15 protein-coding genes are annotated in these 21,148 nt (G+C 73.7%); 7 read left to right on the top strand and 8 right to left on the bottom strand.

Going from position 1 to position 21,148, the window contains the following annotated elements:
• Positions 1–66: 66 nt before the first annotated feature.
• From AB0J86_RS33905 to AB0J86_RS33895, 3 genes are all read right to left on the bottom strand, one after another.
• Positions 67–1,395, bottom strand: a complete 1,329-nt coding sequence (locus AB0J86_RS33905) for a radical SAM protein (RefSeq protein WP_363861770.1) — start codon at positions 1,393–1,395, stop codon at positions 67–69.
• Positions 1,396–1,585: 190 nt separating this feature from the next.
• A complete protein-coding gene (locus AB0J86_RS33900; RefSeq protein WP_363861769.1) occupies positions 1,586–2,440 on the bottom strand; it encodes a hypothetical protein in 855 nt (284 codons plus the stop codon).
• The gene (locus AB0J86_RS33895; RefSeq protein ID WP_363861773.1) at positions 2,437–3,366 is read right to left on the bottom strand and encodes an ABC transporter ATP-binding protein; all 930 of its coding nucleotides are present in this window, start codon (positions 3,364–3,366) and stop codon (positions 2,437–2,439) included. Before AB0J86_RS33895 ends, AB0J86_RS33900 begins: the two co-directional genes overlap by 4 nt.
• A gap of 122 nt (positions 3,367–3,488) precedes the next feature.
• Between AB0J86_RS33895 and AB0J86_RS33890 the strand changes: the two genes are divergently transcribed.
• Together AB0J86_RS33890 and AB0J86_RS33885 are read left to right on the top strand one after the other, a co-directional pair.
• Positions 3,489–4,841: a sensor histidine kinase gene (locus AB0J86_RS33890; RefSeq protein ID WP_363861768.1), complete on the top strand. Its 1,353-nt coding sequence runs from the start codon at positions 3,489–3,491 to the stop codon at positions 4,839–4,841.
• On the top strand, positions 4,838–5,491 hold the full coding sequence (locus tag AB0J86_RS33885) for a response regulator transcription factor (protein ID WP_363861766.1): 654 nt from the start codon (positions 4,838–4,840) through the stop codon (positions 5,489–5,491). The genes AB0J86_RS33890 and AB0J86_RS33885 overlap by 4 nt, the downstream gene beginning before the upstream one ends.
• On the opposite strand, the gene AB0J86_RS33880 is transcribed toward AB0J86_RS33885, so the two are convergent.
• Entirely contained in the window at positions 5,457–6,185 is a 729-nt protein-coding gene (locus AB0J86_RS33880; RefSeq protein ID WP_363861765.1) for an HAD-IA family hydrolase, read from the bottom strand. The two genes, AB0J86_RS33885 and AB0J86_RS33880, sit on opposite strands and share 35 nt — an antisense overlap.
• A gap of 125 nt (positions 6,186–6,310) precedes the next feature.
• Between AB0J86_RS33880 and AB0J86_RS33875 the strand changes: the two genes are divergently transcribed.
• Positions 6,311–7,210, top strand: coding sequence for an aminoglycoside phosphotransferase family protein (locus tag AB0J86_RS33875; protein ID WP_363861772.1), 900 nt, complete (start codon positions 6,311–6,313; stop codon positions 7,208–7,210).
• Positions 7,211–7,224: 14 nt separating this feature from the next.
• Here the strand turns inward: AB0J86_RS33875 and AB0J86_RS33870 are convergent, their stop codons facing one another.
• Positions 7,225–8,109 carry a fructosamine kinase family protein gene (locus AB0J86_RS33870; protein WP_363861764.1) on the bottom strand — a complete coding sequence of 295 codons (885 nt, stop codon included), beginning with the start codon at positions 8,107–8,109 and terminating at the stop codon, positions 7,225–7,227.
• Positions 8,110–8,161: 52 nt separating this feature from the next.
• Positions 8,162–9,208: a hypothetical protein gene (locus AB0J86_RS33865; RefSeq protein WP_363861763.1), complete on the bottom strand. Its 1,047-nt coding sequence runs from the start codon at positions 9,206–9,208 to the stop codon at positions 8,162–8,164.
• A gap of 104 nt (positions 9,209–9,312) precedes the next feature.
• Here AB0J86_RS33865 and AB0J86_RS33860 point away from each other — a divergent pair, with 104 nt between their 5' ends.
• Complete coding sequence (locus AB0J86_RS33860) at positions 9,313–10,056, top strand: TetR/AcrR family transcriptional regulator (protein ID WP_363861762.1); 744 nt, start codon at positions 9,313–9,315, stop codon at positions 10,054–10,056.
• Positions 10,057–10,138: 82 nt separating this feature from the next.
• Here AB0J86_RS33860 and AB0J86_RS33855 read toward each other — a convergent pair whose 3' ends face one another.
• Complete coding sequence (locus AB0J86_RS33855) at positions 10,139–13,144, bottom strand: family 16 glycoside hydrolase (protein ID WP_363861761.1); 3,006 nt, start codon at positions 13,142–13,144, stop codon at positions 10,139–10,141.
• Positions 13,145–13,461: 317 nt separating this feature from the next.
• On the opposite strand from AB0J86_RS33855, the gene AB0J86_RS33850 reads away from it, so the two are divergent.
• From AB0J86_RS33850 to AB0J86_RS33840, 3 genes are all read left to right on the top strand, one after another.
• Positions 13,462–15,744, top strand: coding sequence for a tetratricopeptide repeat protein (locus AB0J86_RS33850; RefSeq protein WP_363861760.1), 2,283 nt, complete (start codon positions 13,462–13,464; stop codon positions 15,742–15,744).
• 269 nt (positions 15,745–16,013) lie between these two features.
• Positions 16,014–16,496 (top strand): hypothetical protein, encoded by a 483-nt coding sequence (locus AB0J86_RS33845; protein WP_363861759.1) that lies wholly within the window; start codon positions 16,014–16,016, stop codon positions 16,494–16,496.
• A 139-nt stretch (positions 16,497–16,635) separates the two neighbouring features.
• Positions 16,636–17,877 (top strand): serine hydrolase domain-containing protein, encoded by a 1,242-nt coding sequence (locus AB0J86_RS33840; RefSeq protein ID WP_363861758.1) that lies wholly within the window; start codon positions 16,636–16,638, stop codon positions 17,875–17,877.
• 109 nt (positions 17,878–17,986) lie between these two features.
• Here the strand turns inward: AB0J86_RS33840 and AB0J86_RS33835 are convergent, their stop codons facing one another.
• Complete coding sequence (locus tag AB0J86_RS33835; protein ID WP_363861757.1) at positions 17,987–21,103, bottom strand: BTAD domain-containing putative transcriptional regulator; 3,117 nt, start codon at positions 21,101–21,103, stop codon at positions 17,987–17,989.
• Positions 21,104–21,148: the final 45 nt, after the last annotated feature.

Raw genomic sequence — 21,148 nt, 5'->3', positions numbered from 1 at the left:
CGCGCCCGCGGCGCCCCCGCGGGCCGCCCCCCCCCACGCTCCCCGTCGGGAGGGACGACCCAACGGTCAGCTCGGGACGGCGGCCGGCTCGGCCTCGGCCGGCAGGCTGTCCATGAACGAGCTGACCGAGAAGACCGCGTTGCCGGCGCCGGGCGGCCCGTACCCGGGCGGGCTGGAGAGACCGTTCGCCTCCATCGTGGCCCGGTAGGTCTCCAGCAGCCGGATGTGGTACTCCAGCGGGGCGCCCTGCGGGTTGGTCCGGCCCAGCGGGGTGGTCGGCTCCGGGCACCAGGTGGTGAAGCGCGGCGTGATCCCGCGCGACATGAAGTACTGCAACCCCTCGCCGGTCGACGCGATCGCCTCGTCCACCGTCTTGAAGCCGAAGGGCTCGGCCATCTCGATGCCGGCCACGAAGTTCGGGATGACGTTGCGCGGGCCGAAGATCTCCGCCGAGTCGAGGATGCGCCGGTGCCACTCCTCGCGGCCGACGTACCGCTCCTTGCCCGGGCAGTAGAGCTCGAAGAGGCGCTTGTCCCACACCTCGTAGTTGGGGTGGTAGATGCGGATGCCGTAGTCGTGGAAGCGCTGCACGTCGGCCTTGGGCAGGGCCTGCGCGACCACCTTGCCGATCCACCGGCCCGGGAACCGCTCCTCGATGGCCTTGGCGTACCGGCCGTAGAAGTCCGCCTCGGCCAGCCCGTCGACCTTCGAGGTGACGCTGCCGCCCGTCAGCGTGTACGCCCGCGACGCGCCCGCGGTGTCGTACCGGTCGATGATCTCCATCGCCTCGAGCACCTCGTCCACCGGCTTCACCCCGGTGTACGGCCGGCCGGCCGCCTTGTGCTGGCGCCAGTTGTGGTTGATGTCGCAGTACTGGCACTCCTCCTTGGCGCCAAAGTACTGGCAGACCCGGAACACGGTCAGGTAGATCAGGTAACCCCACTGGATGGTGGGCGCCACCTCCATCACCGACTTGCCGTTGGCCAGCGTGTGCCGGTAGTACTCGGGCATCGGCGGCAGCCCGACGTCGGCGATGGGGCGGCCGTCCAGGTGCAGCCGCAACACCCCGTCGCCGGCGTCCGCGACCCGGTACGGCGAGTCCGGGTTCACCCGGACGGAGACCACCGTGCGGCGCAGCTCGTACGGGCCGCCGGTGAGCACGATCTCCTCCGGCGGCCGGCGCAGCGCGGCGGTACCGAGCTCGGGCAGCGTGCGGTGGTCGAACGAGAAGATGAAGTACGACTTCGGCTTCACCTCGCCGTTCTCGTTGTCGGTCAGCGCCGACTCGTCGAACGCGATGCCGCCGCGCAGCAGGTCCTCCTTGATCACGGCTTCCCGCGGCACGTGCGGGAACCGCCCCATGAGGTCCTCGATCAGATCTGTGCGGGTCTGCATGCGTACTCCTGATCCGCCGCCGGCGCCACCGACTGGCCCGCCGGTGGCCTACTCGCCGGTCAACAGGAGCCTAACTCGGCCTCCGCCGCCCCTCGCCGGGCCGTGGCACCGGCCGGGGCGCGCGACGGTACCGACCAGCGCCGCGACCGCGTCGCCGTGACCGACGACACGGGCCCGGCGGGTCGGTCGGTCACACGTCGCGCCGCCGTATCATGATCAACGCGGCGGTGACCAGGAGCACGGGCCAGGCCAGGTACGCCAGCCAGGAGCCGGGGACGGTGCCGGGATAGCTCCCGCTGCCGGGCGGCGGCGTCCAGTCCGTGGTCAGCCGCTGCCAGGCGGGACCCACCATCGCGTTGTAGATCTCGGCCGACCACCGGCGCCGGTCCGAGACGAAGAACGGCAGCATCAGCAGGGTGAACGCCGCGACGACCGCGGTGGTGGCGCCGTGCCGGATCAGGACGCCGAGCGCGAGGCCGATCAGCGCGCAGACCGGGGCCAGGAGCGCGGACGCCGCCAGGCTTCGCACCGCGACCGGGTCGGTGACCGGGAGCGCGGCGTCGCGCAGGCCGAGGATGAGCTGGGAGGCGGTGAACGAACCGGCCGCCGCGACCGCCCCGACGGCGGTCCAGACCAGGGCCACGAGGACGGCCTTGGCCAGCACCACCGAGGCACGGGCCGGTACCGCCACCATGGTGGTCCGGATCAGCCCGGTGCCGTACTCGCCGACGACCGCGACCGCCCCCATGCCGGCGGCGACGAGGATCAGCGTCCAGTAGCCGGAGACCGGGAAGGCGTCGCGCAACGCGAACATGTGCTCCCGCTGCGCCTCGGGGGAGTAGCGCGGGAAGTTGTTGTAGTCCCAGAGCGCGTCGAGCGCGGCACAGCCGGTGACGAAGAACGGAACGAGCACGAGCACCCAGGGCGTCGACCGCAGCGACCGCATCTTGATCCACTCGGCGGCCACCAGGTCGAGGAATCGGGCGGGCGGCTCGGGTACCGCCCGGACGCCGGCCGGGGCGGAGACGGCGGCGGGGGCGCTCATCGGGGCTGTCCCGCGAGGTACTCGACGGTGTCGGCGGTGATCTCCATGAAGGCTTCCTCCAGCGAGGCGCTCCGGGTGGTCAGTTCGTGCAGCACGATGCGGTGGTCGAGGGCGAGCGTGCCGATCCGCTCGGCCGGCAGCCCGGTGACGGCGAGCCGGTCGGTTCCGGGCCCGTCGTCCGGTTCGACCCGTCCGCCGGCCCGGGTCAGCACCTCGGTGAGTTCGGCGGTGCGCGGCGTCCGTACGACCACCCGCAGCCGGCTACCGCGGGCCGCGAAGCTCCGTACGGACTCGGCGGCGATGAGCCGTCCCCGGCCGATGACCACGAGCTGGTCGGCCGTGTTCTCCATCTCGCTCATCAGATGGCTGGAGAGGAAGACCGTACGACCCTGCGCGGCGAGACGGCGGAAGAGGTGCCGGACCCAGAGCACGCCCTCCGGGTCCATCCCGTTGATCGGCTCGTCGAACATCAGGACGGGCGGGTCGCCCAGGAGCGCGGCGGCGATGCCGAGCCGCTGCTTCATGCCGAGGGAGAACCCGCCGACGCGCCGCCGGGCCGCCTCGGTCAGTCCCACCTCCGCCAGGACCTCGTCGACCCGGCGGGCCGGCAGCCGGTTGCTACGGGACAGGGCGGCCAGGTGCGCGCGGGCGGTGAGCCCCCCGTGCACCTGCTGGGCGTCGAGCAGCGCGCCGGCGTGGCGCAGCCCGCGCGGATGGTCGCGGAACGGCACCCCGCCGACCGTCGCGGTACCGCCGGTCGGCGCGTCCAGCCCGAGGATCATGCGCAGCGTGGTCGTCTTGCCGGCGCCGTTCGGGCCGAGGAACCCGGTGACCTGCCCGGGCCGTACGGTGAAGCAGAGGTCGTCCACGGCCGTCTTGCGGCCGTAGCGCTTGGTGAGTCCGTTGACTTCGATCACGCCACCGATCCTGTCGGCGGCCCCGGGCCCGGCCATCGGACCGGAGGCGGCAACCGCGGCACGCGCCCCGCCTCGGGGCGTACGCCCACGGGCTGATGCCCGCCTCCTCCGGCGCGGGCTAGTCTCGCCGCGTGAACGGCAGCACCCATCCGCTCCGGCCGCCGCTGCGCCACCGGGTACCGCCGGCGGCGCGGACGGTCCTGTGCTGGACGGCGGTCGCGGTGTTCCCCGTGGTCCTGTTCGTCGCGGTGGTCAACGGCGGGAACGAGAACACCCTGTACCTCTGGCAGCTGCCGATCTCGTTCCGGTACGTGCTGCCGGCCCTGGCGATGGCCCTGCCCGCCGTGGTGCTGCGCCGCGCGCCGCTGGTCACGCTGGCGCTGATGCTGCTCGCCTCGACCGCCCTGACCGTGACCGTGCACTCCTGGGAGTCGGGCTACCTGAGCGACGTGCGCTACCTGCAGATCGCCGCGATCGACGTGGCCGTGGCGTACCTCGCCGCGACCCGGCGACGCCGTGTCTCGGTACCCGTCGCGGTCGTGGCGCTCGGTGCCGAGATCGCCGTCGGCTTCGCCGGCGCGACGCGGCTCGACGTCAACAGCCGGCCCGAGATTCCCACGCTGGTCATGCTCATCGCCTGGATGGTCGGGAACTCGGTGCGCGCCCGCCGGCGGTACGGCGAGGCGCTGCGCGCCCAGGCCGCGGCGCAGGCGGTCACCGCCGAGCGGCTGCGCATCGCCCGGGAACTGCACGACATGGTCGCGCACAGCGTCAGCATCATCGCCATCCAGGCCGGCATGGGCAGCCGCATGATCGAGTCGCGTCCGGCCGAGGCCGGCAAGGCGTTACGGGCGATCGAGGCCACCAGCCGGGACACCCTCGCCGGGCTGCGGCGGCTCGTCGTCGGGCTGCGCCAGTCGTCGCCCGACGGGCCCGGAGCCGGATCGGCGCCGCCCGCCCCGGCGCCCGGCCTGGCCGACCTCGACCGGCTGGTCGCCACCACCGCCGAGGCCGGCGTCCGGATCGAGCTGCGCCGGACGGGGCGGCCCCGGCTGCTGCCGGGCGACATCGAGCTCGCCGCGTACCGCGTCGTGCAGGAGGCGGTCACCAACGTGGTGCGGCACGCCGGCACCGACGCCTGCCGGGTGATCATCGACCATCGGGACGGCGAGCTGGGCATCGAGGTCACCGACGAGGGGCGGGGCTGCGTCGCCCCCGGTACCGGCTACGGCCTCACCGGAATGCGCGAGCGGGTGGGGCTGCTGCACGGGCGGTTCGACGCGGGACCGCGTACCGGGGGCGGGTTCCGGGTCGCCGCGACCCTGCCGCTGCCGGAGCTGTCCGGGCCGACCGTGGCGGTGCCCACGGCGGACGCGGCGGAGCCGGGTACGCCGACCGGGACCCCGCCGGCCGCCGCGGCGACCGTGCCGGGGAGCCGTCCCGCGGGACACGGGCCGGGTACCGCCGCGGAGCCGGCCCGATGAGCGTGCGCGTGCTGCTCGCCGACGACCAGCCGCTGGTCCGCTCCGGCCTGCGGGTGCTGATCGACGACACCGCCGACCTGCGGGTGGTCGGCGAGGCCGGCACGGGCGCGGAGGCGGTCCGACTCGTCCGGGAGCTGCACCCGGACGTGGTGGTGATGGACATCCGGATGCCGGGCATGGACGGGATCCAGGCGACCCGGGCGATCACCGAGGGTCCGGGCAGCTCGCGGGTGCTCGTGCTCACCACGTTCGACGAGGACGACCACGTCCACGGTGCGCTGCGGGCCGGTGCGAGCGGGTTCGTCGTGAAGGACATGGCCCTCGACGACATCCTCGCGGCGATCCGGGTGGTCGCCGCCGGCGACGCCCTGATCGCGCCGAGCGTCACCCGCCGGCTGATCGCGGACTTCGTCGGCGCGCGCGAGGCGGCCGCGCGGCCGGCGCCCCGGTCGCTCGCCGGCGTCACCGAGCGGGAACGGGAGGTGCTCACGCTGATCGGGCGGGGCCGCTCGAACGCCGAGATCGCCGACGAGCTCTTCATCAGCGTCGCCACCGCCAAGTCGCACGTCGCCCGGCTGCTGACCAAGCTCGACGCGCGGGACCGGGTCCAGCTCGTCATCGTCGCGTACGAGTCGGGGCTGGTGGGGTGAGGCGCGACGGGGGCACTCGGCGTCCGTGCTCCGCCGGCCCGGCCAGCCGGGCCAGGACCGCGTCCAGGGGCAGGTCCGCGGCGCTGGGCAGCAGCAGGTCCGCAGCGGTGAAGCGGCTGCCGTCCGCGTACGGGTTCGGTACCGCCACGCAGCGCAGCCCGGCCGCGTGTGCCGCCGCGACGCCGTGCGCGGTGTCCTCGAACGCGACGGCCTCCTCCGCAGGCAGCCCGAGCCGCTCCAGCGCCAACAGGTAGACGGCCGGATCCGGCTTGTGCGCCGCCACCTCCTCGCCGGTCGCCAGCACCTCGAACCGCTCCCGCAGCCCGGCCTGGTCCAGCATCGCGCCCACGTGGGTGAGCGGCGAACTGCTCGCCACCGCCAGCCGCAGTCCCCGCTCCGCGGCCCGGTCCAGCCAGCCGACGACGCCGGGCGCGGGCTCCAGCGCGGCATTCAACTCCGCCCGGTGCGCCATCCGCAGCGCGTGGCTGACGTCCCGGTCGTACGCCGGTCCGACGGCCGCGGCGAGCGCGGCGTACCGCGGCTCGTTGGCGTCGCCGCCGTGGTCGGCGAAGAAGCCGGCCGGGTCGAGTTCCAGGCCGTGCCGCCGCCACTCCCAGCGCCAGCTCTCCAGCAGCGTGGTCTCCGTGTCCATCAGCAGGCCGTCGAAGTCGAAGATGAGCGCCTTGACCGTCACGGCGGGCAGTATCCCAGTGCCGGCCCCGGCGGCCGGCCGAGGCACCGGCCCGGTGCCAGGCCGTGTCCTGCCGCCTAATCCGCTTGCGACCACCCGTCGGGAGGCGCAGGCTGCCGGACGTGCCGATGCACGAAGGTCAGCTCGACGTCACCCCCGAGACCGTCCGTGAGCTGGTGGACGCCCAGTTCCCCGAGTGGCGGAGCCTGGCGGTCAGGCCCGTCGCCTCGCCCGGAACGGTCAACGCCATCTTCCGTATCGGCGAACGGTTCACGGCCCGGTTCCCCCTCCAGCCGCAGGAGGTCGCGGCCGCGCGGCGCTGGTTGGAGCGCGAGGCGGCGGCGGCCCGCGAGCTGCTCGGGCGTACCCGGTCTCCCAGCCCCGAGCCGGTCGCGATCGGCGAACCAGGCGGCGACTACCCGCTGCCGTGGTCGGTACAGACGTGGCTACCCGGTGTGATAGCCGCCGACGAGGACCCCGGTGACTCCGTCGCGTTCGCGCACGATCTGGCCGAGTTCGTCCGTGACGTGCGCGCCATCGACACCCGGGGACGTACCTTCGAGGGCCAGGGCCGTGGGGGTGAGCTACCGGCACACGACGAGTGGATGGAGACCTGCTTCCGGCACAGCGAGACGCTGCTGGACGTTCCGCTGCTCCGGCGGACCTGGGCGGTGCTGCGGGAGTTGCCGCGCGGCGACACCCCGGACCGGATGACCCACGGTGATCTCATCCCGGGCAACGTCCTCGTCGCCGAGGGGCGGCTGGCCGGGGTGCTCGACGTGGGCGGACTGGGCCCGGCCGACCCGGCCCTCGACCTCGTGGGGGCGTGGCACCTGCTGGAGTCCGGGCCGCGCCGGGCGCTCCGGGAGCGGCTCGGCTGTGACGATCTCGAATGGGAACGCGGCCGGGCGTGGGCCTTCGCGCAGGCGATGGGGGTGGTCTGGTACTACGAACGGACCAACCCCGCCATGAGTCGGATGGGCCGACGCACGCTCGCCCGGATCACCGCCGACCCGCCGTCGGCCTGAACGGACGGGCCTTGTCAGGTTCGGGTCCGGAACGGGGCGAGGGTGGCGCGGATCTGGTCGGCCGCGCCCCAGTCGTCGTCGAACTGGGCCAGCACGGCGAGGTGTTGTCGCAGCTGGATTATTGGCATGCGGGCCGGCCAGTCGCGGCCGAGGCAGGTCAGCTCCGCGTAGACCGCGAAGAACCGGTGCGCCTCGGGCGGGGGCGAGGTGGACCACAGATGCGCGAGGTCGACCTCGGCCCACAGGTACGACACCGCCGGGTCGATCAGCGCGGGCTGCCCGTCGGGAGTGGCCAGGACGTTCTGCGCCCACAGGTCGCCGTGGGTCAGGCAGGCCGGCCGGTCCGGCAGCAGGTCGGGCAGCCGGTGGCACAGCCGCTCCAGCGCCGCCCGGTCGCCCCGGTCGAGCGCCGCCTCGACGCGGGGCTGCCCGAGCCACCGAAGCAGCCGGTGCTCCGCGAAGAACGCGAAGCCGTCGTCGTTCCAGGCGTTGGTCTGCCGGCGGCGCCCCAGCCAGTTGTCCCGGTGCCATCCGAAGCGCGGATGGATGGTGCTCGTGTGCAGGCGGGCGAGTACGTGCGCGAACCGCTCCCAGAAGACCTCGCTGGGCGGCCTGGGTCGTAGCACCGACAGCACCAGCAGTTCTCGGTCGGCCAGGATCACCTCGGGTGTCGCCACGCCGCCCTGCTCGCGCAGGGCGGCCAGCCCTTCGGCCTCCGCCACGAAGACGTCGTCGGCCGGCGGGTCGGCGAGGGCCTTGACGAAGACCGGCGGCGCGTCCCGGCGGGTGGCTATGCCCGCGAGCGCCGCGAGCCCACCCGTCGTCGGCTCCACCGTGACGACCTCGCGTAGCCCGGCCCGGAGCAGGCACCCCCGCAGGAACGTCGCCGAGTGCGTCACGACACGATCCTCCCGACCCCGGATCTCGTTCGCAAGATCTTCTGCCGGGGTGTCAGGGGTTGGTCGGCGCCGATGGGCGGGAGTAGTGCTCGGCGATCGCGGCGAAGGCGGCCTTCGGCTCCCAGGGCATGTCGGGGTAGGTGCCGCCGGTGCGGCCTTCGAGGATCTTGACGATCCCCAGGCTGGCGAGGTCGAGGTCGTCGCGGGGATCGCCGTCGGGCCGGTGGGGGAAGTTGTGGAGCGCGAAGAGGTGTACGAAGGTGCTGTCGACGCCCTCGCTGTCGAAGATTTCGAGCAGCTCACGCAGGTAGGCCGCCTGGCCGGCCTCGTCGCGCTCGTACGGCCCGTTCAGCCGCAGCGGTGTGCGGGTCTCCGGGTCGTACTCGACGATCTCCATGCTGCGCGGCGCGACGTCACCCGCGCCGCGCCACGTCGCGGTGCCGAAGCCGGTGACGGCGACCGGCTTGGGTTGCGCGACGAGATCGCGTACGCCGTCGCGGAACCGGTCGGCGACCTCGGCGGACCGGATGAGTTCGAGGGTCACGAAGTCGAACAGCGTCCAGTCGACGCCCTCGAACGGGATCGCGGCGTAGGTGACCTTGCCGTGGAAGCGTTCCCGGATCGCCGCCACGGCGGTGCGGAGGAACCGGTCGAGGCGCGAGCGGAGCGCGGTTATCCGCTCGGCGCGGCCGTCCGGGTCCGCCAGCAGGCGGCCGAGGCGCTCGTCGAGACGGTCGCCGTCGACGAACCCCCGGTTCATGATGCTGAGTTCGACGCCGGCGACGAACACCACCCGGGCGCCCGCCGCGCGCAGTCGCTCCGCCCGTTCGGCGCAGTCCAGGAACAGCGCGAGGATCTGGTCGGGGTCCAGGTCCAGCGGGTACGGCGAGAGCCACACCTCCAGTCCGAGTTCGGCGGCGGTGCGGGCGGCGAACTCCAGGCGCCGCGGGTCGGCGCCGACGAGGTGGACCGCGTTGCAGTGCAGGTCGTCCCGGATGATGGTCAGCTCGCGCCGGACCGTCTCGGGGTCGAGGCGTTCCCGCGAGTTGACGCCGTCGCTGACGAAGCCGGTGTCGTACGCGATGCCCTTGGCGCGCATGTCGTTCCTTCCGGTCGGTGGTCGGGGATGAGGAGGGACCGTACGCAGAATATTGCGTGCACGCAAGATTGCGTACACGCACTCTATCTGGCACAGTGCGAACCGTGACCGGTGAACCGAGCCTGCGGGAGAGGAAGAAGCGGGCCACCCGAGAGGCGCTGCGGGCGGCGGCGCTGCGCCTCGCGCTGGAGCGCGGGCCCGAGAACGTCCGCGTCGAGGAGATCGCCGAGGCGGCCGGGGTCTCGCCCAGGACCTACAACAACTACTTCTCCAGCCGCGAGCAGGCGATCGTCGCCGGGATCGTCGAAGATCGTGCGGCCCGGGTCGCGGCGGCCGTGGCGGCCCACCCGGCCGAGGGGAGCCTCGGCGAGGCCGTCGTCGACGCCGTCGTGGCCCTGTACGGCGATCCGGGCGACCACCCTCGCGGCGCGCTGCTGATGATCGCGAACAGTTCCGCGCTGCGCGCCTGTTACGTCGAGACCGCGACCACGATCGAGGGTGCGCTCGCCGGAGCCATCGTCGAACGCTGCCGGGGCGTCGACCGCCTGACCGCCCGGGTGCTCGCCGCCAGCGTCGCCGCGGCTGCCAAGGTGGCCCTTCGGCAGTGGCTGCGGGCCGCGAGCGAGGTGCCGTCGATGCCCGGTTTCGTCGTGCCGTCCGGGTCGCTGCCGGAGCTCGTCCGGGCCGCGCTGGTTCCGCTCGTGCCGGCACTCGACGCGGCCGCGACCGGCGCGCACGACGCGGCCGCGACCGGCGCGCACGCCGCGACGAACAGGCACGATACGACGTCCGTACCCGGCGCGGCCGGCACGCGTCCCGGGACGCGCGCCGGAGCGACGGAGCCCTAACCAAGCGCCGGACGCGCGTCTGACGCGAACGGGCGGCCGGGCCGGTACACGGCCCGGCCGCCCGTTCCGCGGCCGGGGGGAGCTAGCGGTCGAGCGGCTCGACCCAGATGTTGCGGTACTGGACCGGGTTGCCGTGGTCCTGCAGGCGGATGGCGCCCGAGGCCGGACCCTCCGGTCGGCTGCCGCCGGTGGGGCCGAGGATCTCGACGTCGTCGTGCACGGTGACGCCGTTCCACCCGACGGTGACGCGCGCGTTCTCCACCTTGTTGCCGGCCGCGTCGTAGCGGGCCTGCCGGTAGACGATGTCGTACGTCTGCCAGGTCTCGGGCGGTCGCGCCGCGTTCACGTCCGGAGCCTTCTGGTTGTAGATGGCCGCCGCGTCGTTGACCTGCGGCGGGTCGATGCCGAACGAGTCGAGCACCTGGATCTCGTAGCGGTCCTGGAGGTACACGCCGCTGTTGGCGCGCGCCTGGCCGGTCACGTCCGGCGGGTACAGCGGCAGGTTGAACTCGACGTGCAGGCGGAAGTCACCGAAGCCCTGCACGGTACGCAGGTCGCCGTTGCGCACCGTCATGGCGCCGTTCGCGACGGTCCACTCGGGTTCGCGGCCGTCGGTGTGCTGCCACTCGGTGAGATCCCGGCCGTCGAAGAGGGTGATCCGCTCGCCGTGTGGCCGGACCGCGAGCACGTCCAGGTTCACGTGTCCGGAGTCGGCGGCCTCCTTGCGGTACTCGATCACGTTCCGGCCCTTGTCCAGGCGCACCGCCGTGCTGACCGTGCCCCACTCCTCCCAGGTCACGGTGGACGGGAAGACAGTCTGCCCCACCCGTTCACCGTTGACGTAGAGGCTCAGCTGCTTCTCGCCGGAGTAGGGGTTCGGGCCGTTGCTGTAGCGCATCGCCAGGTCGTAGTCTCCGGCCTCCCGCACGTCGACGGCGATGCTGGTCGACGAGCCGTTCTCGGCGAACCCGGCGGCGAAGCCGGCGCCGGAGTAGGCGGCGTGGTCGGTGGCCATGCCGACGCCGGCCGTCCGGCCCTCCTCGGCCTCGAAGAAGGTCTGCGGTTGCATCACGCGCCCCGGGATCTCGTTGAGCGTGTACCAGGCCTCAGTGTTCCACAGCTCCTCGCCGTCGGCCGAGGTGAACGGCCGTGGTGAGCGTACGTGCACCACCCGGTTCTCCCGCAGGCCCGGGATGGTGAGCCGGACGGTACGGCGGTCGCGGGACAGTTCGGCCTGGGCGACGTCGAGCGTCTCCAGTTCGAGCTTGGGCCCGCCGTACTGGCTCGTCGCGCCGTAGCGCCACTGCGTCACCTGGTAGGCGTCGGCGAGTTCCCGAGCGGTCTCGGCCGACAGCGGCTCCGTGTACTCCAGCTCGAAGCCGACATGCGACGCGCGCATCTGCTTGACCTCGAACACGGAGGTGCCGTTGGGGGTGAGCTTCTGCAGACCGTACGTGAGCTTGCCCTCCTGGCCCCAGTTGCCGCCGGCGCCCAGACCGCCGACGTAGAGGGAGCCGTCCGGACCGAGGGTCACCTCGTTGACGCCGGACTCCAGGCCCTGCGTGTGCCGGAACACCGCGCCCTGGTACCGGCCCTCGACCTGTTCGAGGAACACGCGCTGCAGGCCGCCGTAGGTCACGTCGCCGACGACCAGCTGCCCCCGGTACGGCCCCTGCTTCAGCAGCACCGGGGTGGACGGCGAGTTGGCGATCTCGTTCTGCGGAAGCCAGACCACGGGACGCGTCACCGGCCTGGCGTCGAACGGCCCCGCCGGGGTGGTGTAGTGGTTGTAGAACGCCCCCTGCCTGATCTCGACCAGCTTGGAGGCGGGTAGCCAGCCGCCCTGGTTGTCGGTGACGAAGACCTCGCCCCGCGGGCCCCAGCCGATCCCGTTCGGCGTGCGCAGCCCGCCGGCGACGTACGTGATCTTCCCGGTCCGGGCGTTCACCTTGATCGAGGTACCCCGGTTCGGTGCGGGCTGGGGGACGGTGGTGGCGCCGCCCTGGTTGATGGCGACCGACAGGTTGAGGTAGAAGTACCCGTCCCGGTAGAGCAGGCCGAACGCGAACTCGTGGAAGTTGCCGCCCCACGGCCAGGTGGCGACCGTCCGGCGCTCGTCGGCGGCGCCGTCCCCGTCGGTGTCGCGCAGGGCCGTCAGCTCGTGCTTCTGGCTGACGTACACGGTGCCGTCGACCACCGCGAGGCCCTGGGGTTCGCGCAGCCCGTCCGCGAACCGGCGGTACGTCACCAGCCCCGGGTCGGTCCGGCCGGTGACGCCCTCGACCACGTAGACCTCGCCGGTCGCGTTGTCGGTGCCGCCCCAGGTCGAGATCAGCAGGTCGCCGTCGGGCCGGAAGGCCATGCCGGTGACCTGTGGCCGGAACCCTTCGGGGCGCAGGTCGGTAAGGGTGTAGCCGGGGTGCACCCGGTCGAGGGGGAGGCCGTCGCCGGCCGAGTCGGTGGCGCCCTCGCAGTACTTCCACCCGGGCGCCGTGACGCGTACGACGCCCGCGTCGGTGCTCAGCGCGGAGTTCGGCACGAGCACGAACTCGTCGGTGCCGGGGGTACGCCATTCGAGCCGCAGTACCTGGCCGCCGCCGTTGTCGAAGAACTCGACGAACAGCGGGTGCGGGCCGGCGGTCAGGGTGACCGACCCCTCCTTGGCGGTCTCGCCGTGCAGGCCGTCGTGGTCGACGACGAGCTGGTCGCCGATGGTCAGCCGCGACCCGTCGTCGCTGGTGAGCCGGAACGTGTAGCTGCCGTCGGCGGGCACGGTGAGGTTGGCGAGGACGTGGCTGATGAACCGGTCGGAGAGGCCGAACTCGTCCGTGGTGGTCCAGTTGACCTGCGGCATGAGCTTGTCGACGTTCGGCGTCTGCGCCGGCTTGAGGGTGCAGAGCGCCGACAGCGGCGTGCCCATGTCGAACGAGCGCAGGGTGACGCCGGGTTCCTGGGGCGGGATGTCGGCGGCGCCGGGCGCGGCCGTGGCCGGGGTGACGGGGATCGCGGCGAGCAGGGCCGCCAGGGCGGCAGCCGCGGCGGCGAGCGCGGCTCGACCGCGCGGCTGCCGGCGGATGGGTGCGGTCACGGTTCCTCCTGAGCAGTGCGGATCCCGGCCGGGAGGCAGGCGTGCGACTTTCCTCCCGTGAACCGGTCAGAACGATCTCGCAACACGGAAGATCGATCGCCGACACTATCACTTTCCATCGATACAACGGAACTTTTACATGAATGAATAAAAGTCCCCCTCGGGCGTCGGTATCCGTGCTCCCGGCTCCGGGGCCGCTCCGGAGAGTGACGCGACGATCGGCGGACCGGCGGAGACCGGGCCGGCCCCGTGCCGGTCCCGGGCGCACTCCGCGCCATCTACGATCAGCGCCGGAAGCTGGAGAAGGGCTGGCAAGAGTGCGCGAAGAGCTGGCGGTGCGGCTGCGGCAGCTGCGTGACCTGACCGGGCGGAGCCTGCGCGAGCTGGCCCGGGACATCCACGTCAGCAGCTCCTCGCTGTCGCGCTACTTCTCCGGCCAGGCGGTCCCACCCTGGCCGACGGTGGTCGCGCTCTGCCGGGCGGCCGGTCGTGACCCCAGGCCGCTGCGCGAGGTGTGGGAGCGGGCCAAGGACGGGCCCCAGCCGAGCCCGGTCGCCACGCCCACGGTGCGCAACGATCTGCCACACGACGTCACCGCCTTCACCGGCCGCCGGGCGGAGTTGGACGCCCTCCTCGGCGCCGCGCGGAGCGCGTCGGTGGTGGCGATCGACGGCATGGGCGGGGTGGGCAAGTCGGCGCTGGCCGTACACGCCGCGCACCTGCTGACCGCCGACTTCCCCGGCGGCCAGCTCTACCTGGACCTGCACGGCTTCACCCCCGGCCGGGAGCGGGTCGAACCCGCGGAGGCGCTGCGGGTGCTGTTGGCCGCGCTGGGGCTGCCGCCCGGCGGAATTCCCGACGGGGTCGCCGAGCGGGCGGCGCTGTGGCGGTCGGAGCTGTCGACCCGACGCGCGATCGTCCTGCTGGACAACGCGGCCGACGCCGACCACGTACGCGACCTGCTGCCCGGTGCCGGCCAGAGCTTCGTCGTGGTGACCAGCCGCCGCCGGATGGTGGAGCTGGACGGCGTCCAGCCGATCTCGCTGGACGTGCTACCGACCCGGGAGGCGGCGGAGCTCTTCGTCGAATCCGCGGGCGGGGCCCGGCCCGGTGACGTCGGCGAGGTGCTGCGCCGCTGCGGCAATCTGCCGCTGGCCATCCGGGTGGCCGCCGCGCGGCTGCGGCACCGGCCCGCCTGGACGCTCGACACCCTGGTGGAACGGCTGCGCGAGGGCGAGCTGACAGTGTCGGACGTGTTCGAGATGTCGCTGCGGCAGCTCGACCCCGCCCAGCGGCGGATGTTCGGGCTGCTGGGGCTGGTACCGGGCGAGGACGTCGACGCGTTCGGCGCCGCCGCCCTGGCCGGAATCCCGCTGGCCAACGCCCGTTCCCTGCTGGAGGACCTGGTCGACGTCCATCTGCTCCAGGAGCCGGCGGCGGGTCGTTACCGGATGCACGACCTGTTGCGGCAGGCCGCCCGCGCCGAGGAGGCCGCCGCCGACCCCGTACCGCCGATCGCCCGGCTGGCCGACTACTACCTCAGCGGCATGCTGGCCGTGAAGAAGCTGGTCGAGATCCTCATCCCGCTGCCGATCACCGTGTCGCAGCCGCCTCCCGCGCTGCCCGACCTCTCCGATTACGACAGGGTCGTCGACTGGATGAACGCCGAGTGGGCCAACGTCACCGCGACGTTCTCGCTCGCCGTGGAGCTGCGCATCGACGCGCCGGCGGTCGGGCTCGCCCAGCTCGCCACGATCTCCGAGGCGCGTCGCGGTGGCACGGGTCAACTGTGGCGCGGACTGGAGGCCAGCATGCCCGCCGCCGAAAGGCTCGGCGACCGTCGCCTGCTCGCCTCGCACCGGTACCTGCTGGGCGCCGTACTGTTGCGCGTCGGCCGGCTGGCGGAGGCGGCGCCGGAGCTGGCGGCGGTCCGCGTGCTGATGGCCGCGGAGGGTGACGTCGTCAGCGAGGCCCTCACGCTCCTGCAACTGGCGGACATCCGGCTGTACACCGGCGACGCCGAGGGCGCCGTGGAACTCCTGCGTGAGGCGACCGCGCTGCTGTCACCCCGCGAGGCCGCCGTCCTGGTGCGGGTGCGTACCGGTCTCGGCCACGCGCTGGTGCAGCTCGGACGGTACGCCGAGGCCCGCCAGGTCGTCTCGGAGGTGATCGAGACCGCGCACGGGCTGGACCGGCAGACGGAGCGCATGTGCCTGGACGTGCTCGGCCGGGCGGCACTCGGCCTGGGCGACGCTCCGACCGCCCTCGACTTCGCCGAACAGGCCGTCGCGCTCAACCGGGCGACCCGCCATCCGGTGCTCGAGGCGGCCAGCCTCACGGACACCGCCGTCGCCCTGCGCCACCTCGGCCGCACCGAGGAGGCGGAGGCCCGGCACGCCGAGGCCATGCGGATTCTCGAACGGGCCGGCGAGCCGCATCGGATGGTGCGCGGCCTCTTGCCGTACGCGGAGGCGTGCCTGGCGACGGGGGACCCGGACGCCGCGGCGGGCCACTTCCGGACGGCGCTGGAAATCGGCACCGGGCACGGCCTCGACTACGTGGTGGCCGCGGCGCGTACCGGGCTGGCCCGCGTCTCCTGATCCCGTCCCCGGGGGTCTGGCCGGGGTGTCCCGAGCCCGTCCCCGGGAGGTGGCCCGGATCTCCCGAGCCGTCCCGGGACGTGGCCCGGATCTCCCGAGCCGTCCCGGAGGGGTGGCCCGGGGTGTCCCGTCCCGTCCCGGGACACCCGCGAGGCGGCCGTCGGCCGTGGTGACGGCGCAGCTCAGCCGGGTACCGCTGGGACCTCGCGCGTCCCGCACGGCGCGGTACGGGTTGTGGGGGACAGGCCGCCGCCGCGAGGCTCCTCGCCATGCACACGACGCCTTCGTTGCTCGCCGAACTGGACGCGCTGCCCGCCCGCTGGGAGGTACACGGGACGCTCGCCGCGCCCGTCCCGGCGGTCGCCGAGCTCCTGTTCACCGTCGCCGAGGGACGGGTCGGCGACGACAACCTGCTGGTGCTGGCCAGGGCCTCGGCGGCACGACACGGGGCGATGACCGTGGTGGCCGGGTCCGGCACCGGCGGGTACCGGGCCGAGTTCGCCGGGTCGGTCGAGCCGGTGGAGATCCAGGTGGATCCGGCCCGGTCCAGGCTGGCGGTGCAGAGCTGGTACGCCGGGGTGCACGAGGTCGACGCCTGCCCCTCGGGCACCCGGGTGACCCATCGCGTCCACCGGGTCCTCCCCGGCCATCCGGGCTTCACGGCCGGGATCGCCGAGATCGGCCTGCGCGCTCGCATGTCGCGCGACCTGCGGCAGGTGCTGGACGTGATCGCCGACCGGCTCGGCTGCTGACCGTCCGCTCTCGCACCACGGCCGGGTCGCCCGGGCGAGAGATCCCCTCCGGGCGACCCGACCCCACGACCCAGGACACCCGGGCGCGAAAAGGATCGCGCTCCACCATCACTCTGTTCGATCGAAGGAGCACACCACCATGTCCCTCAACCGCACCGACCAGCACGGCGGCCTCTCCGGAGCGGGACTGCGCAGGCTGCGCGACGTACTGGCACGGCATGTCGATTCCGGGAAGATCCCCGGGTTGGTCGCCCTGGTCAGCCGGGGCGACGAGACGCACGTCGAGACGATCGGGACGATGCGTCACGACGGTGGCGCGCCGATGCGCCGGGACACCATCTTCCGGATGGCCTCGACGTCCAAGCCGGTCTCGATCGCCGCGGCGATGGTCCTGCTCGACGAGTGCCGGCTGCGGCTGGACGATCCGGTGCTGCCGTGGCTGCCCGAGCTGGCGGACCGGCGGGTACTGACCCGGATCGACGCGCCGCTGGACGACACGGTGCCGGCGCGCCGGCCGATCACCGTACGGGACGTGCTGACCTCCACGTTCGGGCTCGGCATGGACATGACGGTGATCGGCACCCCGATCATGAACGAGGTCTTCGCGCAGGGCCTCACGCCGAACCTGCCGGAGCCGATGCCCGGGCCGGACGAGTGGATGCGGCGCCTCGGCACGCTTCCGCTGATGTACCAGCCCGGGGAGCGGTGGCAGTACCAGATCAGCAGCGATCTGCTCGGCGTGCTGGTCGCCCGGGTCACCGGCCAGTCGTTCGAGACGTTCCTGCGGGAACGCGTCTTCGGGCCGCTCGGCATGAAGGACACCGGTTTCCACGTACCCGCCGACAAGATCGACCGACTGCCGACCCTCTACGCCCCCGACCCGCGGACCGGGGAGTTCCTCGTCTGGGACGAGGCCGTCGGCGGGCGGTGGAGCGCGCCTCCGGCGTTCGAGGGCGGTGGCGGCGGACTGGTGTCCACCGTCGACGACTACCACGCGTACTTCCGGATGTTGCTCGACCACGGCGTGCACGAGGGTGGGCGGATCCTGTCCCGGCCCGCCGTCGAGCTGATGACCACCAACCGGCTCACGCCCGAACAGACGGCCGCCCGCACCGCCCTGGCCCGCGACAACGTCCACGTGTCGTTCGGCCAGGGACAGCACGGCGGCTGGGGCTTCGGGATGGCGGTGCGCACCTACCGCGGCGACTACGCGTCGGTCGGCCAGTTCGGCTGGGACGGCGGCAGCGGCACCTCGACCTACGCCGATCCGGAGAAGGGACTGATCGGCATCCTCTGCACCCAGGTCGGGGCGACCACCCCGGACGCGACGCAGGCGTTCCTCGACTTCTGGACCACGCTCTACCAGGCGATCGACGACTGACGCCGAGCCCACCGTGGGTGAGATCCCACGGTGGGCTCCCCGACCCGGGCCACGCCCGTTCGAAGGCCGCCGCGACGCCTCGGGGCCGTCGGTCCGTCGCCCGTCGCGCTCATCCCAGCGCGGCGCGGAGGATCTCGGCCTCGAAGCGGGGCGGACGGTAGCCGGTGGCCTCGTGCAGGGCCACCGCCTGCCGGGCCGCCTCGGCCGCCTCGGCCGTGGCCCCCGTGGCCCCGTACAGCCGGACGAGCACCGCCAGCGCGCGGGCCTGCGACACCCGGTAGCCGTAGCGGCGGGTTGCCGCCAGGGCCGCCCGCGCGTGTTCCAGCGCCGGCCCCGGCTGGCCCGACTCGGCCAGCGCGGCGGCGAGCCCCACCTGGGTGATGGCGCCGGCCCGCCGCTCGTCGGTCGTCCGGGCGAGGTCGAGCGCCCGGGTGTGCAGCGCGATCGCCTGCAGGTGGTCTCCTCGGCGGCGCTGTACGACACCCGACACGGTCAGCGCGTCGATCTCCGCGGCGGGGCTGCGGATCTCCCGGGCCAGGGCCAGCGCGGCGGCGGCGTACTCGGCCGCGCCGTCGAGGTCGTCGAGGTCGCAGTGCAGCTCGCCGAGCCCGTACAGCGAGTAGGCGGCCGGCAGGCCCTGCCCCGTCTCCCGGCTGAGGGCGAGCGCCTCGGCCAGCTCGACCGCGGCGGCGTCGGTGTCGCCCAGCCGGTGCAGGCACTGGCCGAGGGTGAACCGCACGTGCGGGCTCCGTGGCTTTCCCGCCGCCACCTGGAGCGCGGCGGCCTCCCGCAGGTGCGCGACGGCGGCGTGCAGGTCACCGCCGGCGAACTCGACGGTGGCCAGGTTGGCGAGCTTGGTCGCCATGCCGATCGGGGCCTGCCGGGACCGCTCGACGGCGATGCCCTGCCGGAAGCACTCCATCGCCTCGTCGTTCATGCCCCGAGAGGTGTAGAGCATGCCGAGGTTGTTGTAGAGCGGTCCGGTGGCGTCGGCCCGGCCGGCCGCCTGGCGCAGCGCGATGGCCCGCTGGTAGTGGTCGTGGGCCGGGGGATATTCCGCGCGGTAGCCGTGCAGCAGCCCCAGGCTGTGGTGCATCGCCGACTGCGCGTACAGCTCTCCGGCCGCCTCCGCCGCCGCCAGCCCCGCCGTGGCCACGTGCTCCCAGTCGTCGTCGAGGCGCCGGGCCGCGAGGTAGCCCCGCAGCGCGTCGGCCAGGTGCCAGGTCAGCTCCGCCGGGCCGTGGCTGGCGACGTGCCGGGCGGACGCCACCAGGTTGACCCGCTCGGCGTCCAGCCACGCCAGCGCCTCCCGGTGGCCGCCGAACTCCGGGCCGGGGACCTCGGGGCGGGGGATCCGGCCCATCGACGGGTAGAGCACGGCCACCGCGCGGTCGACCCGGGCGAGCTGGTACGCCAGCAGCCGGCGCAGCGCCTCGCCGCTCTCGGCGGGGCCCTCAATGGCCCGCGCCCGCTCGGCGGCGTAGAGCCGGAGCAGGTCGTGGAACTGGTACCGGTCGGGGCCCTGCCGCTGGATCAGGCTGGTCGCGGCCAGCGTCTCCAGCAGCCGTTCGGCCTCGGGCTCGGCGCAGCCCAGCAGTACCGCCGCCGCCTCGGCGGTGAAATCGGGGCCGGGGATCAGGCCGAGTAGCCGGAACGTCCGGGCGACGGCCGGGTCGAGGCCCCGGTACGACAGGTCGAAGGCGGCCCGTACGGCCGCGCCCGAGTCGCCGGCGACCTGGAGGCGGCTGAGCCGGTCACCCTCGCGCAGCCGGGTCACGTAGCCCGCGATCGAGCGCCCCCGGTCCAGGTCGAGGTTGGCCGCCGCGATCCGCAGCGCCAGCGGCAGCCGGGCGCAGAGCTCGACCAGTTCCGCGACGGCCTCGGGCTCGGCCGCGGTACGGTCGGTCCCCAGCGCCGTCGTCAGCAGCGACCCGCCCGCCTCGGCCGAGAGCACCGGCAGGGCCAGCCCGTACGAGCCGTGCCGCACGGCCAGGCCGCGCAGGTCACGGCGGCTGGTGACCAGGACGGCGCTGCCCGCCGTGCCCGGCAGCAGGTGCTCGGCGTGGGCGGCGTCGGCGGCGTCGTCGAGCAGCAGCAGGACCCGGCGGCCGGCGAGTCGGGCCCGCAGCGCGGACGCCCGGGCCGACCCGCCGCGCGGCATCATGGCCGGCGGCACCCCGGCGGCCAGCAGCAGCTCGCCGAGGACGTCGGCCGGGTCCCGACCGCCGCGCTCCGCGCCGTCGAGGCGGACGAACCACTGGCCGTCCGGGAAGGACGCGGCCACCCGGTGGGCGACCCGGACCGCCAGGGTCGACTTGCCGACCCCGGCGCCGCCGTGGATCGCGACCATTGGCACCGGCTCGGGACCGGTGAGCCGGTCGACCAGCTCGTCGACGAGGTGGTCCCGGCCGACGACCCCGGTCGCCTCGCGGGGGAGTTGGTACTGCGGTGCCCAGCTCTCCGGCACCACCGGCGGCGCGGCGGGGGCGGGCTGCTGCAGCTCCGGGTCGTTGGCGAGCACGCCGCGTTCCAGCCGGCGCAGCTCCGGGCCGGGCTCGACCCCGAGCACGTCGACCAGGAGCCGGCGGACCGTCCGGTACGCCTCCAGCGCCTCGGCCTGCCGTCCGGACCGGTACAGCGCGACCATCAGCAGGCCCCAGAACCGCTCCCGCAGGGGGTACTCCGCGGTCAGCGCGCGCAGCTCCGGCAGCAGCTCGGCGTGCCGGCCCAGGCGCAGGTCCGCGTCGATGCGCCGTTCGAGGGCCTGCGCCCGGCGCTCGGCCAGCGCGGGCACCACGTCCCGGTGCAGCGCCTCGCAGGCCACGTCGATCAGCGCCGGACCGCGCCACAGGCCCAGCGCCTCGGAGAGCAGCCGGGACTGCTCGTCCGGCGCCCCGGTGGCGGCGGCGTGGCGGACCAGGGCGTCGAACCGCTCCAGGTCCAGCTGGCCGGGTTCGAGCGAGATGCGATAGCCGGCGGGCACCGTCTCGATCGGATCGGGTGTACCGAGCGCCCGCCGCAGCCGGGCGACCTGCGCGTGCAGCGCGGCCTTCGGCTTCGGCGGCGGCACGGTGTCCCAGAGCCGCTCCACGAGCTCGTCGACCGGGACGATCCCGTTCGCCCGCAGCAGCAGCACGGCGAGCAGGGTGCGCTGGCCACCCGGGCGGATCCACAGCTCCCGGTCGCCCCGGGACACCCGCAACGGGCCGAGCAGACCGAACTCCACACCGGACACGATGGCACACGCCACCGACGAATCCGGGCTCCGGCG

Origin of the sequence: Micromonospora sp. NPDC049559 (assembly GCF_040676675.1) — a bacterium.
In the GTDB taxonomy this organism is placed as follows: domain Bacteria; phylum Actinomycetota; class Actinomycetes; order Mycobacteriales; family Micromonosporaceae; genus JBFAPK01.
The sequence above is the reverse complement of the archived record's forward strand: the minus strand, read 5'-3'. Positions and strand labels throughout refer to the sequence as shown.